The sequence below is a fragment of the Pseudoalteromonas sp. ABE4_541 genome (assembly GCF_056312285.1).
In genome coordinates this window covers 127,644-143,652 of sequence record NZ_JBSVEM010000010.1, presented here as the reverse complement: position 1 = coordinate 143,652, position 16,009 = coordinate 127,644, and the positions used below count along the sequence as shown (strand labels likewise).

Below are 16,009 nucleotides of genomic sequence, written 5' to 3'. Positions count from 1 at the left end.
CATTATCATGTAAGTGATGAGAACTTGTAAAAACAAAAAAGCTCATTAAAACATTGTTCCAATGAGCTTTTTTATTTCGCTATTTGGTGGAGCTGGGGGGATTTGAACCCCCGTCCGGAAAGCGTCGACCTTCGGTCCTACATGTTTAGTATCGTCTATTGGTTAACCTTTAAATCTCGGACGAACACGATAAGTAAAGGCGAGGCCGCTTAGTTTTAGCCCTTCAACCCCGGCCAGGGTTTCCGTAGCGATCTTGTGTAGGGTGACACTCCAGAACCAGAACCACAAGCATTTCTTGGAGGAGTGCTAGCGGGCTATTATGCCGCTAGAGCGTAGTTATCGTCGTTTGCGATTACTTTAAATACGGCTTTTTTACGAGGCCAGCCGCACCTCGACATGCACCTCAGGCTTCATGAATCCCGTCGAATCCTAATCAGCCCCTGAATGTGTTATTCAGTGAAGTGGCGCCAGTATAGCCTAGCAAGTACAATCACCTCAAGGAACTTTTATGCATAAATCATTAAATATGAAACGCTTGACTGATTATTGTACAAATTGCATTTACAATCGTTTATATTTTGTATGCTGATATACGAATATAGTGCTTAACATCCAATCAAGGTTATGCTCAAATGGAGAGGTTACGTTGTCAATAACAAAATGGATTTGTTTTTGTAGGATATTAAGTGATGTCGTTATTTCGTTTTGATAAAGATATGGGCGCGGTTTATTTACTTTCGCACCCAGCAGAATCGGGCTTCCCCGCGAGCGCTTCACAGCTCGTTGAATTGCTTGAGCAATCTGAGTACGCCGATTTCGACATTATCCATGCAAACATAGGCAAGTTATTCACTAGCAAAGATTCAGACAACGAATCTCTCGTCATCGCTATGGCGATTAGCGCCGATATTTCCATCCGTGTTGATGATAATAACATGGTTGCAGAGGCCAGAGTTACCACTGCGCGTGGTGGCAATATGGTGACAATGGATATGGCGTTGCAAGCGTTAAAAGATGCTGGCGTTAAACATGGTATTAACAAAACCGTCTTAGAAAAGTTCTTAGCGCAGCAGTTAGAGCTTGCTTCTGGAGAGGTTTTCAGCGAAATTGTGGCGCATGGACGACGTGCTAAAAATGGCGATGATGCCAAATTTGTGCGTTTGTGTATGACAGCGCAAGACAGAGTGCTTACACCTCAGCAAAAAGATGGTGGAAAAGTAGATATGCGTGATTTAGGTGCCATCATTACCGTCAAACCTGGTGCTCCATTGATGAAACGCATTCCGCCAACAAAAGGTGAAACTGGCTACACCGTATTTGGTGATGTACTTGAACCTAAACCTGGCCGCGACTTCGAAATGCAAGTGCTAGAAGGCACAAAACTTGATGAGAATGATCCCAATGTTTTAGTTGCTGACGCGAAAGGCGTTCCAGTTGCCGTTGCTCGAGGCATGCGCGTTGATGATGTACTTTGCTATCAAGATGTTGATGTGAGTACGGGTCATATCGAGTTTGATGGCAGTGTGATTGTGAGCGGTGATGTAAAGGAAGGCATGCGCATAAAAGCAACGGGCGATATTACAGTGTTGGGCTTTGTCGAGTGTGCAACTCTTGAAAGTGCCAGCGCGGTGACTATTATCAAAGGCGCGATTGGTCGCAAGCGCGTAGATAATGACGCGTTTTCATGTCATATCAAATCGACACGTACTGTGTCTATCGGATATGCGCAGTACACCCATATCGAAACCCAACAAGATTTGTTTATAGAGCGCCAAGCGTTGCATTGCGATCTATCCGCGGGACGTTTGATTCGAGTTGGTAAAGGCGATTTACCGCGAGGTAAATTGATAGGCGGCAATGTACTTAATGCTTTGCGCATTGAAACGGGCGAGTTAGGTGCACCTTCGGGCACTAAGACTCGGATTGCAATCGCACAAAACTGGCATGAGCTAAAGCAAAAACAACAAGAATTTAAAAGCTTTGAAAAACGCCTTAGCGATAAAGTACTTGAACTATCAAGAGCGAAAGCAAAAGCGTGTAAATCACCTCAATCAACGCAAAGAGATGCGTTTTTGAAAAAACTTGAGGCGAGTGAGAAACAACTCAGCATGCATTACAAGCGTAATCAGCGCAATATGAAGTTAGTTCAACAAAAATTGGTTCGTTTACTTCACACTTGCCGAGTCAAAGTGAATGAGTTGATGCACCCAGGCATTGAAGTCACGATAGCAACAGACAGCAAGCAATTTACCCGTATTTACCCCCCTCATATGGTTAAATTGGACGAAGGTAAGATTACACAAGAGTTTAATGCGCAGTAATTTGCATTAAATTTTCTCAATATACTGGCTTGGTACATGTTCTTTTACAGCAATATTCTCATTACTGCTTAATAACCAAAGCTCTAGCTTAAATAGTCAAACTTTTTCAGCTGATTCTTAGCAAAAATCAATTTCGGTCATTATTTGGTCATTTGTGTTTTTTAGTCTAATTTTAAGAGTAAAGGTTGACACCGGTGTCATGAATGTGCGTTAATAAAGTGACACCGGTGTCAGGTTGGGGTGAGAGACAACCTGATACCGTACCTTTGAACGGGTAAATCAAAATGTGCTCAGTGCAAAGATTGGAGTGGAGTCTTTGGTCGCGCTGAGCCTTTTTCCTCTAACCTATATAGAGAAATGAGTCGAATATATGTTGCATCCTCGAATTAAAGAAGTTACCGAACGTGTTATTGAGCGCAGCCAAGCAACACGCCAAGCCTATCTAGAGCGCATAAATCAAGCAAAAAAACAAACGCGTGTACGAGCAGGTCTAGGATGCGGCAACATTGCACACGTTATGGCGGCATGTTCAAGTGCAGACAAAGCAAGATTGAAAGAAGATGAGCAACCAAATTTAGCCATCATTAATGCATACAACGACATGCTTTCAGCCCATGTTCCATACAAAGAATACCCAGATTTAATCAAACAAATAGCTGAAAAATACGATGCGACTGCGCAAGTGGCAGGTGGTGTGCCTGCGATGTGTGACGGTGTAACGCAAGGGCGTGACGGTATGGAGCTGTCACTGTTTTCTCGAGATGTGATTGCTATGTCAACGGCCATCTCACTATCTCACGATGTGTTCGATGGCGTATTTTGCTTAGGTGTGTGTGACAAAATTGTCCCAGGACTACTAATTGGCGCTTTGTCTTTCGGCCACTTACCTGTGTACTTCTTACCAGCAGGCCCAATGCAATCGGGTATTCCAAATAAAGAAAAAGCGCGTGTTCGCCAAAAGTTTGCACAAGGTTTAGTAAGCCGTGAGGAACTGCTAGAGGCGGAGAGTGCATCTTATCACAGTGCGGGTACCTGTACGTTTTACGGTACTGCAAACTCGAACCAAATGTTGATGGAAATTATGGGCTTACACCTTCCTGGAAGCTCTTTCATTAATCCTTATACAGAATTAAGAGATGGCTTAACGGGTAATGCGGTTGAGCACATGCTTAAAGAATTGACGCAAAACAAAAATGTTAACTGTCTTGCTGATGTCGTGAGCGAGAAAACCGTGATTAACGGTTTAGTTGGCTTACTTGCAACAGGTGGCTCGACCAACCATGCCATTCACTTGGTTGCGATGGCCAAAGCGGCGGGCGTACAAATTAACTGGAAAGATATGGCTGACTTGTCTGAAGTTGTGCCATTACTGACGCGTATTTACCCCAACGGCTCAGCGGATGTTAATCATTTTCAAGCTGCTGGTGGCATGGGCTTCTTGATGCGAGAGTTGCGCGATGCCGGGTTCCTTCATAATGATGTTAAAACCATTGTTGGAGAAGGCCTTGATGCCTATACCCAAGAGCCAATGTTAGCGAGTGATGCTAATGTCATCATGACTAACAGTACAGGCCCAAGCAAAGTGACGTGGGTGGCATGCCCAGAAAACTCGTTAGATGAAGAAGTATTGCGCCCGGTTAGCGACCCATTCAGCAAACAAGGTGGCTTGCAATTGTTAACTGGTAACTTAGGTAAAGCAGTTATCAAAGTGTCAGCAGTGCAAGAACAACATCGAGTAGTTAGCGCACCAGCGAAGGTATTTAGCTCTCAAAGCGCATTGCAAGATGCCTTTGCAAAAGGTGAACTGAATCAAGATTTTATTGCTGTTATTAAAGAGCAAGGCCCAAAAGCCAAAGGGATGCCAGAGCTGCATAAGTTGACACCGGTCATGGCAACCTTACAAGACCAAGGTTATAAAGTGGCGATAGTGACTGATGGCAGGATGTCAGGCGCTTCAGGCAAAGTACCTGCAGCTATTCACTTAGCCCCTGAAGCTGTGGAGGGTGGCATTATCGCGAAGATCTACGATGGTGACTTAATCACCTTAGATGCACCCGCAGGCGTGTTGAAGGTACATGTGTCGGATGAAGAAATCGCAGCGCGTGATGCGCAGCTTACACAAACCGGTATGACATACGGTACAGGTCGTGAGTTGTTTGCCGGATTTAGAAATATTGTTAGCAGTGCAGACTTAGGCGCAAGTGCCTTTGGTATAGAAGAATAATACAAGCATTGGGAATGAGGACGAACATGAGTATTGAACAAATTTTATCATCAGCACCGGTAGTTCCAGTGGTTGTGATTGATAACTTAGAAGACGCGGCACCATTGGCCCAAGCGTTGTACAACGGTGGTCTAAAAGCATTAGAGATCACGTTACGTACACCAGTGGCTGCACAAGCGGTAAAAATTATGAAAGAAACCGTGCCTGAGGCGTATGTAGGTACGGGAACTGTGGTTGATAAAGCCACATTTGAGGCGTCGGTTGCCGCAGGTGCTGATTTTATGGTGAGCCCGGGCATTAACGATGAACTTTTAGCATTAGCAAAAGAGTCAGACATTCCATTTTTGCCGGGTGCCGCAACGCCAAGTGAAGTGATGAAGTTAGCATCACATGGCTTTAAATATTTGAAATTTTTCCCAGCGGAGGCTGCCGGTGGTGCGCCAATGTTGAAATCAATTGGCGGCCCGTTACCACAGGTAACGTTTTGTCCAACTGGTGGGATCACATTAGAAAGTGCGCCTAAATACTTGGCGCTGAACAACGTAATTTGTGTTGGCGGAACCTGGATGCTTGATAAACAGCTTATCGCTAACAAAGACTGGCAAGCCATTGAAGCGCTTGCAAAACAAGCAAGTGAAGTTAAATAATCAAGGGGATAGCATCATGATCAATATCGCAATTAATGGCTATGGACGTATCGGTCGCAATGTTTTACGAGCGCTTTATGAGTCAGGCCAAAACGAACAGATTCGCATCGTTGCCATCAACGATTTAGCACCGGCTAACGTCAATGCACACTTAACACAGTTTGACTCAGTGCATGGCCGTTTTAATCAAACAGTTTCTTTACATGGCACAACATTGGTTGTGGGTAACGATGAAATTACACTAACGCAAGAGCGTGATCCTGCAAACTTACCTTGGAAAGCATTAAACGTCGATATCGTATTAGAGTGTACAGGTTTGTTCACATCGCGTGAAGCGGCGGCAAAGCACATTGAAGCGGGCGCGAAAAAAGTGATCGTATCAGCGCCAGGTACTGATATGGATGCAACGGTTGTGCACGGTGTAAACAGCAACGTGTTAAACGCGCAAAGCAACATCATTTCAAATGCATCATGTACAACGAACTGCTTAGCGCCAATTGCCAAAGCGCTAAATGATGTGATTGGCATTGAGCAAGGCAGCATGACAACGATTCATGCTTATACAAATGATCAAAACCTAAGTGATGTGTATCACAAAGATTTATATCGTGCACGCAGTGCAACACAGTCAATGATCCCAACTAAAACGGGAGCAGCAAAAGCGGTTGGCTTGGTTTTACCAGAGCTTGACGGTAAGTTAGATGGCATGGCGGTACGCGTACCAACCATCAACGTATCTTTGGTTGATTTGACGTTCATTGCTAAGCGTGACACGACGATTGAAGAAGTGAATCAAGTCGTTAAAGCAGCATCTGAAGGCTCTATGGCGGGTATTCTTGAATATAACGAATTACCGTTAGTATCTATCGACTTTAATCATAACCCAGCGTCGTCTGTATTTGATGCATCACAAACCAAAGCCGATGGCAAACTTGTAAAAGTAATGGCTTGGTACGACAACGAATGGGGCTTCTCAAATCGTATGATTGATCAGGTAAAAGCGTTAGGTCAGTTTTTGTAATTGATACGGAAGTAAACTTTATGAAAAAGCCGCTGATTAGCGGCTTTTTTATTAGTTGCTAACAGGCTCTTCTGAGTCTGCATCAACAGGTAGAGGCCATCCGCCAAGCGCTTGCCACTTGTTGACGATATGACAAAACAATTCCGCAGTGCGCTGTGTATCATATAACGCTGAATGTGCTTGCGCGTTATCAAACTCAATCCCAGCGGTACGACATGCTTTTGCAAGTACGGTTTGACCTAACGCAAGGCCTGCCAATGAGGTTGTATCAAAGCTCACAAATGGGTGAAAAGGTGTGCGCTTAATATTGTTACGCTCAATGGCGGCATTTAAAAAGCCGTGATCAAATGCTGCATTGTGGGCTACCACAACTGAGCGTGAGCAGCCGGCCGCTTTTTGTGCTTTTCTTACCATTTTACAAATTTCTTTAATGGCATCAGTTTCTGCCACAGCACCTCGAAGAGGAGAAAATGGGTCGATACCATTGAACTCGATGGCAGATTGCTCGATGTTTGCGCCTTCAAACGGCTCAACATGAAAATGTAAGGTTTGGTCCAAACTAAGTATGCCGTTATCATCCATTTTTAAGGTCGTAACGGCGATTTCTAGAAGTGCATCTGTATCTTTGTTAAAGCCTGCGGTTTCCACGTCGATAACTACAGGAAAGAAACCTCGAAAACGTTTCGAGTATAGAGTTTGCTCTTGATCTGCCATAATCTTATAGGTTGCTAAATTTTAGCTGCCCATTATACAAGGTGAGCGTAAATAAGCGAATCGGAGTTTAGTCTTGCTTGCCTTGCTAAGGCATGATTATTGCATTTTCAAACTGAGTAGTGGGCCACGACAAAAAGTTGGCAAAGCGGAGTAGGGTTGTGAGTACAAAAGGTCATTTATTAACAGTAAGTTTGCTGATACTAGCGATGGGTCAAGCTCATGCGGCAATGCGGCAATATAGCGCCGATACCGATATGTCGAATTGGACTTTGCAAAAGAACAAGCGCCTTGAGTGTACTTTGCTTCATGAAGTGCCTTATTACGGTGATGCGATTTTCTCGGTTGCAGCAAGTAAAAATAAAGACCTCACATTTAACCTCGATATGGTCGTAAGGCCAGAGACCTATGATTTTGCTGGTTTGCAATCAGTGCCGCCAGCGTGGCGAGCGGGTATACCAGCCAGAGACATTGGCAAAATGCAGTTACTGAAAAAGTTTGATGGCGAACTTGATAATCAGCTTTCATGGGAAATGTTGAGTGAATTGGAAAAAGGCTACTTTCCTACGTTTTATTACAAAGATTGGCAAAATAGCCAAGATCAAATCTCGGTCGCGCTTTCATCTGTGAATTTTAAGCAAGCCTATTGGGCATTTTTGCAATGCCGAGATGAGCTATTGCCATACAGTTTCGAAGATATTGCCTTTACGGTGATGAACTATAAAAAGAATTCTAGCGAGCTGACTAAGTCTTCAAGAAAGCGTTTGGATATGATTGGAGAGTATTTAAATAATGATGCCAACATCGAATCTATTTATATTTCTGCTTATACTGACAGTCATGGTGGTCGTTGGACTAACATGGAGCTCTCAAGAAAACGGGCAGACGCGATAAAAGAGTATATGACCAGTAAAGGAGTAGAGGCAGAACGCATATTAACAGAAGGGTTTGGTGAGAAGCGCCATGTTGCGCCAAATGATAATGCTGTTGGTCGAAACCGAAACCGCCGAGTTGTTATCCAAATTTCCAGACCTTAAGCTTACAAGTGTTCGCTTAAATAAAAGAGCCACATCGAAATGTGGCTTTTTTATTGCTGTAAATGGGAAGATTAGTGCTTAAACTTTATTGCGGATTAAGTTTCGTATTAAGAACCTATTTGGATGAAGCGCCTGATGGACTCGCTCGCTGTAAGGGCGGGGCTCATTACACAAGCTTGCAATCAAATGTTCAGTCGCCAGAGGAGCGCTACAAAGTCCCCGAGCACCAAAACCTGTCACCACATGGAGTCCACTATGTGGCCGTGTTAGTTCACCAAAACCATAGTGCTTACCTTTACGCAAATTTGCATAAGTGGTTGTCAGGTCATCAATATCTGGCACTTGACCTAGCATGGGGAGATGATCTGAAAAGCAGCACCTAACCGCAGCTTTAGCGCCCGTTATTGCCCCTAAAGATTGCGCGAATTCACTGTCGGCATAAAATTTATTAAGCTGCTTTTGGTTAGTATCGTTGTCTTGCTCTTTTATTTCTCTGCTCTTGGTATCTTTATCAAAAGTTGCCCCCATGCAGTGCAACCCTTGATGAGCTGGTGTGAAATAGCCTTTATGGCATATCACCGTTTTTAGCTTCGAAGATGTGTCGGAACTTTCAATGTGTGATACTTGCCCTCTGACTCCTTGTATCGGCAAAGACTGGGTTTGCTCAAAGCGGTCACTATGCTCGCCCGCGCAAATAAACACATCGCTGAAAGGACCAAAACTTTGTTGCTTACTATGCAGCATCCAGCCTTGCTCTATTTTTTCTAATTTCTCAATATCAGTATTTAAGTGGGTATCAAGCTTGTGTTGTTGATTGGCAGCTTGAGAAACAGCTTGAGTCAGCTGTGCTGGGTTGACCCATCCAGCCTCTGGGATAAATAAACCAGGGTATGGGAGCGCAACTCCTGCAACTTTGCTTGCGTCTTGGTCATTCAATGACTTTATCAGTTCAAGTGGCCACACGCCCTTTTTTATCAAGTTTTCTTGAATGGCTAATTTACTGTCATTGATGGCTTGTAACAAAACTCCGCACCATTGATGCTCGTAATGAAAACCCGTGTTGAATATATTTTGATAAAAACGCTTAGCGTATAAAAAGCTATGGGCATAAAACTCACTCGACGGTGTATGATCTGCTTGTAAGTTTGGATAAACAGCGCCTTGGCGGTTATGTGAAGCGCCTTTTGCAAGCGCGTCATCTTGGCAAAAAAGCGTGCTTTTGATGCCTCGTTTACTTAGCTGGTATGCTAAGCAGGCACTGGCAATTCCGCCACCAATGATAGCGACATTATCGAGTCGTGCAGGTTCTACCGCATAGTATTGTGGTGTGCTGGAATAATCATTTGCTTGGCTAAAGGTTCCGACCACCATTTCTCGCTTTTTGCCATAGCCTTTGACTTTTTTACATTCAAAACCAGCTTGCTGTAGTCCCCTACGGACAAATCCAGCAGCAGTGAAGGTAGCAAATGTTGCCCCTTGGCGGCTCAGGTTGGCCATAGCGTCAAACAAAGACTGTTGCCACATATCGGGATTTTTACTTGGCGCGAAGCCATCTAAGAACCATGCGTCAACTAAGCCTTGAGACTGACAGCTGATCTGCGGAATCGATTCGTGCACATCACCAAACCATAAGTCTAATGTGACATGGCCATTGTCAAACTCAAGCCGATGACAACCTGCTAACGCCATTGGGTATTGCGTGCACAGCTGCTGAGCATAATGCTCAAGTGTTGGCCACGCCGCTAATGCTTTTGTTAAATCTCCAAGACTGATCGGGTACTTTTCAAAGGAGATAAAGTGCAAACGAGGCACTGCTTGGGTTTGTTTGAGGCTGTTAAATTGCTGCCAAGCATTGAGAAAGTTGAGTCCAGTGCCAAAACCGGTTTCTGCGATTACAAAGTGTTTTTGGTCGTGATTTTGCAAGCGCTCGGCGATACGATTTTGGGTAAAAAAAACATAATGAGACTCCCCAAGGCCATCATCATTTGAAAAGTAAACATCACCAAAGTCATCGGCTACAGGCGTGCCCATGTCATTGAAATGGATTTGTGCATTCTTGATCATAAAACAAAGTCAGTACGGCAAAAATATTTGCTATATTTTACGTGATTTAGATGTCTTCGTCCGTTGTAATTTTTGCAAAATTAATTCAGAGTACGTGTGTACGCTGGAAAGCTGACCACTTAGTTGTTGATTTCAGCGTAGAATAGCAGCAATAAAGTAAAGACTAAGGGAATTTACCCATGAGAAGAGCCGTTATTACGGGGATCGGTGTTGTTTCTAGCATCGGTAACAACAAACAAGAAGTACTAGAGTCATTAAAATTAGGCAAAAGCGGTATTGTATTTAATCAAGAGTTTGCCGACATGAAGATGCGTAGTCATGTGTCAGGCAACATTGATATTGATGTTGCACAATTTGTTGACCGTAAAGCGCTTCGCTTTATGGGCGATGCGGCGGCATACGCGTATATTTCAATGGCCCAAGCAATTGAAGATGCAGGCCTAACAGAAGAACAAGTTTCAAATGAGCGCACGGGTCTTATCGTTGGTTCAGGTGGCGCGTCATCAAAGAATCAAGTAGAAGCTGCAGACATTTTACGTGAAAAAGGCGTGAAACGCGTTGGTCCATATATGGTTCCACGCACAATGGGCAGTACAGCGTCGGCGTGTTTGGCTACGCCATTCAAAATTAAAGGTGTGAACTACTCAATTAGCTCAGCGTGTGCGACATCAGCACATTGTATTGGCAACGCAGTTGAGCAAATTCAGCTTGGTAAGCAAGACGTAATTTTCGCAGGTGGTGGTGAAGAGCTTCATTGGACCTTAGCGATGGAATTTGATGCAATGGGCGCTTTGTCGACCAAGTACAATGAAACGCCAGACAAGGCATCACGTACTTACGATGCTAATCGTGATGGCTTTGTTATCTCTGGTGGTGGTGGTATTGTGGTTGTTGAAGAGCTCGAGCATGCCCTAGCTCGTGGTGCACATATCTATGCTGAGATTGTTGGTTACGGTGCGAACTCTGATGGCTATGACATGGTTGCACCATCTGGTGAAGGCGCGGTGCGTTGCATGAAGCAGGCGCTTGCAGATGTTCAAGGTCCAGTGGATTACTTAAACACACATGGTACATCAACGCCGGTAGGTGACGTGAAAGAGCTTGGCGCCATTCAAGAGCTATTTGCCGATAACTCGCCTGCGATCAGCGCAACGAAAGCAATGACAGGTCATGCACTCGGTGCCGCTGGCGTGCATGAAGCTATCTTTTCACTGCTTATGCTAGAAAATAACTTTGTTGCACCATCTATCAACATTGATGAGCTGGATGAACAAGCAAAAGGTTTAGACATTGTGACTGAGCGTCGTGATGTTGAGCTTAATACCGTGATGTCAAACAGCTTTGGCTTTGGCGGTACGAACGCAACATTGGTGATGCAAAAGTACAAAGGCTAATGGATCACTAGCTGGTTGGAGCCTCGCTAAAGCGGGGCTTTTTACGTTTTGGAATTAGGCGTTCAAAAAAAGCCTCAAATGAGGCTTTTTTTATCGGGCTTTGTGTTTCATCAAACGCTCTTTTTCTCTCGACCAATCTTTCTCTTTGGTATCAGCACGTTTGTCATGCATTTTCTTACCTTTGGCCAAATGAAACTCGAGCTTAACCCAGCACTTTTTCCAGTACATCGCTGTAGCTATGAGTGAATAACCTTCACGCTCGGTAGCACCAACTAATCGGTCAATCTCGCGTTTGTTGAGTAACAGCTTACGATAGCGCATAGGATCACAAATAACGTGCGTTGAGGCGCTATTAAGTGGTTGAATTTGACTGCCAAGCAAAAATGCTTCGCCATCTTTAAGGTGAATATAAGTATCAGAAATATTGACCTTACCGGCACGGATGCTTTTAACTTCCCAGCCTTGAAGTTCAATACCTGCTTCGAATTTATCGTTTAAAAAATACTCGTGACGCGCCTTTTTGTTGAGCGCGATAGTATTGCTTGTTGATTTTGATGATTTTTTCTTTGCCATAATGGCTTAGTTTACCTAGAAAAGAGGGCGGAAAACAGCGCTTTTTTTATTTTAGAGCTTATTTTCGCTTACACAGGGAATGCGCACAAGATAATTCTTAAAAAGCTTGCTAAAATCGGCGCAAATGAATTGGAGTAACTATGCCACAAATAGAAAAAAGCGCGTTGGTGATGTATAGCACCCAAGAAATGTTTGATTTGGTCAATGATGTGGATGCGTATCCAGCTTTTTTGCCACACTGTTCAAATGCAAAAATAATTCAAGCGAATGCAGATAATATGACTGCGAGTTTAGAGATCTCAAAAGCGGGTCTCAAAAAATGGTTTACCACCAAAAATAGCTTTGATGGCAATACGGTACACATGCAATTAGTAGACGGTCCGTTTAAATCTTTGCATGGTTATTGGCAATTCACTGAATTGGATGAGCAAGCCTGTAAAGTAAGTTTGAAACTAGAGTTTGAGTTTGCCAGCAAGCTCATTGAAATGGCTTTTGGAAAAGTCTTTAACGAAGTTGCTAAAAGCATGGTTGCTGCATTTACGCAACGTGCTAAAACAGTGTACGGAGCTCGATAATGATTAAAGTGGAAGTTGTGTATGCCGTGCCTCACAAAGCAACTTGTCTTCACTTGGATGTAGCAGAGGGCACCTCTGCTGAGCAAGTAGTCATGCAGTCAGGTATCTTAGATAAATGTCCTGAAATTGATGCTACTGCGCTTACTTTGGGTATTTGGAATCGAACCGTAAAAAATCATCAAGTGGTGAAAGAAGGGGATAGAATAGAGATTTACCGACCTCTGATTGCTGATCCAAAAGATGTCAGACGCCGCAGGGCTGAAAAGGCAAAAGAAGAGGGGCGCGCGAATAAGATAACTGGTGGGCGTCCGCTGAGTTAATTGTTTTATATCAATCGGCTTCGCTACGTGGCCTATTTTGAGGTAAGTAAACCTTGTCGCTAGCACTGCTATCGCGGCTTACTATCGTGAGGTTGAGTTACTCAAAATGAGTAAGTGTTATTGCCCATCGGTATTAGCGCAATATAAATGAAAAAGGGCCATGTTGGCCCTTTTTTAAATATCAGTTATTGATCAAGTGGCACGTTAAATTCTGCTGGTTGATCGAAGTCACCTGTAATTTTGCTAAGTTTGTCACCTTCAAAATACACTGTAAGTGATTTACGTTGCTCAGATGGACGGTCAATGTTGAAAACATAGGCGTAATGCCACTTTTGCTCATTAAAAGCATCTTTCGCGATTGGCGTGCCAAGTACGAATAAAACTTGCTCGCGAGTCATGTCGATACGTAGCTTATCTACATCTGACTGCTCTAAAAAGTTACCTTGTGGCACATTAATGCGATACACCCAGCTTGAACAGCCAGATAACATCACAGTAATTAAAATAGCACTGAGCCATACAGAAAGGGATTTATTAGACAGCATGTATTTGTGTATCCTTATTTTGTGTTATTTGCATGATACTGATTAAGCGCAGAAGGTAAAGCTTCTTGTCGAACTTCGACCATGTAACAGGTAAAAAGTTTCCATTAAGAGTTTTTGATATGACATCTCAAGCCCAAAAACGAGCACCTTGGTTTATTTATATCGTTGAGACAAAGCACGGACATTGGTATACGGGAATAACCACCGATGTTGCTGCACGAGTCGCAGCGCACTCAAATGGAAAAGGTGCGAAAAACTTACGTGGCAAAGGTCCGCTAAAGCTTGTTTACAGCTATGAAGTGGGTGATAAGAGTCAAGCAAGTAAATTGGAATGGCAAATCAAAAAACTGCCAAAAGCTAAAAAAGTTCAACTTGTTAATTTTGATGGACGCTCTAGTAACGAGACCATAAAGTCACTGATGAATATTACCACTTGTTGATATTTGTCAAAGTCTATAGATTCTAGGGTATCCTTAACGCTATGATGATTTTTATCTTCTCCCATTCCAAAGTAAAGATACGGTATGCCTGCGCGGTAAAACGCGTAGTGATCACTTGCTTTAAGCCAGTCTATACGATCATCGTTTAAAATTCGCTGCATCCTTCTTGGTGAGCCGACTAACTTCAGATTGAAGCTGTCTCTTCTAAGTTTATCTAGTTTTTGAGTGTAAGGTTTAGCCGTTTTGGAATGCATAACATAAAGGGTGTTTTTGCTATTTATTGCGAGCATATCTAAATTGATATTGAGTGCATACTGCGTGTTATCACGAATTTGGCTAGTATAGTGTTTAGCTCCTAAAAGGCCTTTTTCTTCCGCGTCAGTTGCCACAAAAACCACGTTGTGTTGCCGGCGAATATTTTTTAAACGAGCCGCAATCGCCATGAGTGCTGCCGTACCAGAGGCATTGTCGTTAGCACCCGCATAGATTTTTCTGCCATTACTTCCCAGGTGATCATAGTGGGCAGTGATCACAATTGTTTTACCACATGACATCATGTTACATGGTAAATGGGCGATGACATTATGCCCTTTAGATTGCTCAAAAAAGCCTGATTTAAAATTAAAGGTTTGAAATTCGCTCTTAAGTCCTAACTGTTGAAAACGTTCGAAAAGGTATCGTGCACTTTTATTTGGTAATTCACTGCCAGCTTCTCTGCCTGCGTGGTTGATGCTTGTTAGGACTTGCAAATCATTATAAAGCGGTTGTGACACCGCCATCGACGATGCACAACTTAAAATGGATAAACTAATTTTTAGCCACTGCGTTAAGCCACTGTAGTTTGCCTTGGTAGCGGTTGCGGTCATGTTCAAAATCCGAATGCTCATAAGCTTTAGAAAGGTATTGTTTAGCACGTTCATGGTCGCCTTTTAAATAATAAACTTTTGCCATGCCAAAATAGCTGTCGTGTAACTTGCTATCAAGATCTCTTGCTTTGCGAAAGTGTGATAACGCTTCTGAGAGCTTATTGTGATTGAGCGCTTCATTACCTTTAACGATAGAATAGTAAGGGTTGTTTTTACGTTTCTCATCTAGGCGTGCGAGTATTTGTTCACCAGCCTCCACTCGGTCTGTTAACTTATATAAAATGGCGAGATTACCGAGAACATTGTTATTTTCTGGGTTGAGTGCCAGCGCTTGATTGTAGGTTTTTTCTGCTTGCTCATAAAACCCACCCATGCGATATAGGATACCGAGGTTCCCCCAAGCACCCGAGTATAAAGGGTCTGCTTTCACCGCTTCATACAGGTAACTGTAAGCAAGGTCGCCATTGCCACTGACTAGGGCCATAGCGCCTTTATTACTGTAAAACATCGACAAGATACGCTTTTTGCTTATGTTTGAAGTTTGGAAAAATTGACGTCGGCTATTTGGATCAAAGTCTATCACTATCGATCTGGGGCGAGTGTACATCACTTGGCTATTATCTATTGTGCGATTGGCTTCCGACACAACTAAATTTACATGCCCAGTTAGCAAGCTGTACCCTTGGCTCTGATCCCAATACTCAGGAATATGAACACGCTGAAACTGCACATTAAAGCCAAGATATTTCGACATACTGTACGCCAGTATGGAAAGTGATAAACAATTCGCGTTTAAATTATAATACGCTTGTGAAGCGGTGAGGTTTGCATCAGATTGGTAGGACAGGGATGCTTCTCCATTGTCCACTAATAATTGCATCAGTGCCTTTGTTTGACCCAGCTGAGGTGTATCTTTTCTAAAGTAGTTGGCCAGTTGAGATGTGATGTCGGTATCTAAATAGAATACATCGTGTTCACTTTCTACAGCTTGGCGTTTAAAAGCGTTGTTATTTGCAAGACTTTCATCAACCAGCACTGAATTTTGTGTACTATTACATCCCGTGATTGCAAGTGTGCTGACGAGTGTTGCACAACAAATTAATAATTTACATTTCAGCATAACTTGTTTCCTGATACAGCTACATACACTTAGCATAGCCTATTTTTTAAGCCTAAAGCGCGTTTAAAAGTTACAAAGTATTTCATGTGGCTTTAAAAGCAGACCGGCTAAAGTGAAAATACATTTCGCTGGTGCAGGAAAAAGTGGGGGA

At 43.2% G+C, this 16,009-nt stretch carries 15 protein-coding genes and 1 other RNA gene; 9 read left to right on the top strand and 7 right to left on the bottom strand.

The genetic code is table 11. The annotated features are described in order from the left end of the window. Positions 1–84: 84 nt before the first annotated feature. Positions 85–441, bottom strand: a transfer-messenger RNA (tmRNA) gene (gene ssrA / locus ACW689_RS11825). Positions 442–689: 248 nt separating this feature from the next. Between ssrA and ACW689_RS11820 the strand changes: the two genes are divergently transcribed. The 4 genes from ACW689_RS11820 (at position 690) to gap (ending at position 6,213) form a co-directional block, all read left to right on the top strand. Beyond that, positions 690–2,321 carry a DUF342 domain-containing protein gene (locus ACW689_RS11820; protein ID WP_476291553.1) on the top strand — a complete coding sequence of 544 codons (1,632 nt, stop codon included), beginning with the start codon at positions 690–692 and terminating at the stop codon, positions 2,319–2,321. 370 nt (positions 2,322–2,691) lie between these two features. Further along, positions 2,692–4,545: a phosphogluconate dehydratase gene (edd, locus tag ACW689_RS11815; RefSeq protein WP_476291551.1), complete on the top strand. Its 1,854-nt coding sequence runs from the start codon at positions 2,692–2,694 to the stop codon at positions 4,543–4,545. Positions 4,546–4,571: 26 nt separating this feature from the next. Then, positions 4,572–5,192, top strand: a complete 621-nt coding sequence (eda, locus tag ACW689_RS11810; RefSeq protein WP_476291549.1) for a bifunctional 4-hydroxy-2-oxoglutarate aldolase/2-dehydro-3-deoxy-phosphogluconate aldolase — start codon at positions 4,572–4,574, stop codon at positions 5,190–5,192. A 16-nt stretch (positions 5,193–5,208) separates the two neighbouring features. Continuing rightward, positions 5,209–6,213, top strand: coding sequence for a type I glyceraldehyde-3-phosphate dehydrogenase (gene gap / locus ACW689_RS11805; RefSeq protein WP_476291547.1), 1,005 nt, complete (start codon positions 5,209–5,211; stop codon positions 6,211–6,213). A gap of 51 nt (positions 6,214–6,264) precedes the next feature. Here the strand turns inward: gap and rnt are convergent, their stop codons facing one another. After that, positions 6,265–6,927 carry a ribonuclease T gene (gene rnt / locus ACW689_RS11800; RefSeq protein WP_476291545.1) on the bottom strand — a complete coding sequence of 221 codons (663 nt, stop codon included), beginning with the start codon at positions 6,925–6,927 and terminating at the stop codon, positions 6,265–6,267. A 206-nt stretch (positions 6,928–7,133) separates the two neighbouring features. Here rnt and ACW689_RS11795 point away from each other — a divergent pair, with 206 nt between their 5' ends. Next, complete coding sequence (locus tag ACW689_RS11795) at positions 7,134–7,961, top strand: flagellar protein MotY (protein ID WP_476291619.1); 828 nt, start codon at positions 7,134–7,136, stop codon at positions 7,959–7,961. Positions 7,962–8,039: 78 nt separating this feature from the next. Here the strand turns inward: ACW689_RS11795 and mnmC are convergent, their stop codons facing one another. Then, the gene (gene mnmC / locus ACW689_RS11790) at positions 8,040–10,025 is read right to left on the bottom strand and encodes a bifunctional tRNA (5-methylaminomethyl-2-thiouridine)(34)-methyltransferase MnmC2/FAD-dependent 5-carboxymethylaminomethyl-2-thiouridine(34) oxidoreductase MnmC1 (protein ID WP_476291543.1); all 1,986 of its coding nucleotides are present in this window, start codon (positions 10,023–10,025) and stop codon (positions 8,040–8,042) included. Between the two features lie 179 nt (positions 10,026–10,204). Between mnmC and fabB the strand changes: the two genes are divergently transcribed. Beyond that, positions 10,205–11,419 carry a beta-ketoacyl-ACP synthase I gene (gene fabB, locus ACW689_RS11785; protein WP_476291541.1) on the top strand — a complete coding sequence of 405 codons (1,215 nt, stop codon included), beginning with the start codon at positions 10,205–10,207 and terminating at the stop codon, positions 11,417–11,419. Positions 11,420–11,509: 90 nt separating this feature from the next. On the opposite strand, the gene smpB is transcribed toward fabB, so the two are convergent. Beyond that, positions 11,510–11,992 carry an SsrA-binding protein SmpB gene (gene smpB / locus ACW689_RS11780; RefSeq protein ID WP_070984725.1) on the bottom strand — a complete coding sequence of 161 codons (483 nt, stop codon included), beginning with the start codon at positions 11,990–11,992 and terminating at the stop codon, positions 11,510–11,512. Positions 11,993–12,132: 140 nt separating this feature from the next. Between smpB and ACW689_RS11775 the strand changes: the two genes are divergently transcribed. After that, positions 12,133–12,567: a type II toxin-antitoxin system RatA family toxin gene (locus ACW689_RS11775; RefSeq protein ID WP_476291539.1), complete on the top strand. Its 435-nt coding sequence runs from the start codon at positions 12,133–12,135 to the stop codon at positions 12,565–12,567. Further along, entirely contained in the window at positions 12,567–12,887 is a 321-nt protein-coding gene (locus tag ACW689_RS11770; RefSeq protein WP_476291537.1) for an RnfH family protein, read from the top strand. Before ACW689_RS11775 ends, ACW689_RS11770 begins: the two co-directional genes overlap by 1 nt. A gap of 185 nt (positions 12,888–13,072) precedes the next feature. Here the strand turns inward: ACW689_RS11770 and ACW689_RS11765 are convergent, their stop codons facing one another. Then, a complete protein-coding gene (locus ACW689_RS11765; protein ID WP_476291535.1) occupies positions 13,073–13,432 on the bottom strand; it encodes an outer membrane protein assembly factor BamE in 360 nt (119 codons plus the stop codon). A gap of 119 nt (positions 13,433–13,551) precedes the next feature. Here ACW689_RS11765 and ACW689_RS11760 point away from each other — a divergent pair, with 119 nt between their 5' ends. Next, positions 13,552–13,872, top strand: coding sequence for a GIY-YIG nuclease family protein (locus ACW689_RS11760; RefSeq protein WP_476291617.1), 321 nt, complete (start codon positions 13,552–13,554; stop codon positions 13,870–13,872). On the opposite strand, the gene ACW689_RS11755 is transcribed toward ACW689_RS11760, so the two are convergent. Further along, a complete protein-coding gene (locus tag ACW689_RS11755) occupies positions 13,800–14,738 on the bottom strand; it encodes a M28 family peptidase (RefSeq protein ID WP_476291533.1) in 939 nt (312 codons plus the stop codon). The genes ACW689_RS11760 and ACW689_RS11755 overlap by 73 nt on opposite strands. Continuing rightward, positions 14,680–15,858, bottom strand: a complete 1,179-nt coding sequence (locus ACW689_RS11750; RefSeq protein WP_476291531.1) for a tetratricopeptide repeat protein — start codon at positions 15,856–15,858, stop codon at positions 14,680–14,682. The genes ACW689_RS11755 and ACW689_RS11750 overlap by 59 nt, the downstream gene beginning before the upstream one ends. Positions 15,859–16,009 lie beyond the last annotated feature (151 nt).

Bases quoted from the DNA above. Each gene is read 5' to 3' on its own strand.
- ACW689_RS11770 (WP_476291537.1), top strand. From the start codon at position 12,567: ATGATTAAAGTGGAAGTTGTGTATGCCGTGCCTCACAAAGCAACTTGT.
- edd (WP_476291551.1), top strand. From the start codon at position 2,692: ATGTTGCATCCTCGAATTAAAGAAGTTACCGAACGTGTTATTGAGCGC.
- eda (WP_476291549.1), top strand. From the start codon at position 4,572: ATGAGTATTGAACAAATTTTATCATCAGCACCGGTAGTTCCAGTGGTT.
- ACW689_RS11795 (WP_476291619.1), top strand. From the start codon at position 7,134: ATGGGTCAAGCTCATGCGGCAATGCGGCAATATAGCGCCGATACCGAT.
- ACW689_RS11750 (WP_476291531.1), bottom strand. From the start codon at position 15,858: ATGCTGAAATGTAAATTATTAATTTGTTGTGCAACACTCGTCAGCACA.
- fabB (WP_476291541.1), top strand. From the start codon at position 10,205: ATGAGAAGAGCCGTTATTACGGGGATCGGTGTTGTTTCTAGCATCGGT.
- gap (WP_476291547.1), top strand. From the start codon at position 5,209: ATGATCAATATCGCAATTAATGGCTATGGACGTATCGGTCGCAATGTT.
- ACW689_RS11820 (WP_476291553.1), top strand. From the start codon at position 690: ATGTCGTTATTTCGTTTTGATAAAGATATGGGCGCGGTTTATTTACTT.
- ACW689_RS11760 (WP_476291617.1), top strand. From the start codon at position 13,552: ATGACATCTCAAGCCCAAAAACGAGCACCTTGGTTTATTTATATCGTT.
- smpB (WP_070984725.1), bottom strand. From the start codon at position 11,992: ATGGCAAAGAAAAAATCATCAAAATCAACAAGCAATACTATCGCGCTC.
- ACW689_RS11755 (WP_476291533.1), bottom strand. From the start codon at position 14,738: ATGACCGCAACCGCTACCAAGGCAAACTACAGTGGCTTAACGCAGTGG.
- rnt (WP_476291545.1), bottom strand. From the start codon at position 6,927: ATGGCAGATCAAGAGCAAACTCTATACTCGAAACGTTTTCGAGGTTTC.
- ACW689_RS11775 (WP_476291539.1), top strand. From the start codon at position 12,133: ATGCCACAAATAGAAAAAAGCGCGTTGGTGATGTATAGCACCCAAGAA.
- ACW689_RS11765 (WP_476291535.1), bottom strand. From the start codon at position 13,432: ATGCTGTCTAATAAATCCCTTTCTGTATGGCTCAGTGCTATTTTAATT.
- mnmC (WP_476291543.1), bottom strand. From the start codon at position 10,025: ATGATCAAGAATGCACAAATCCATTTCAATGACATGGGCACGCCTGTA.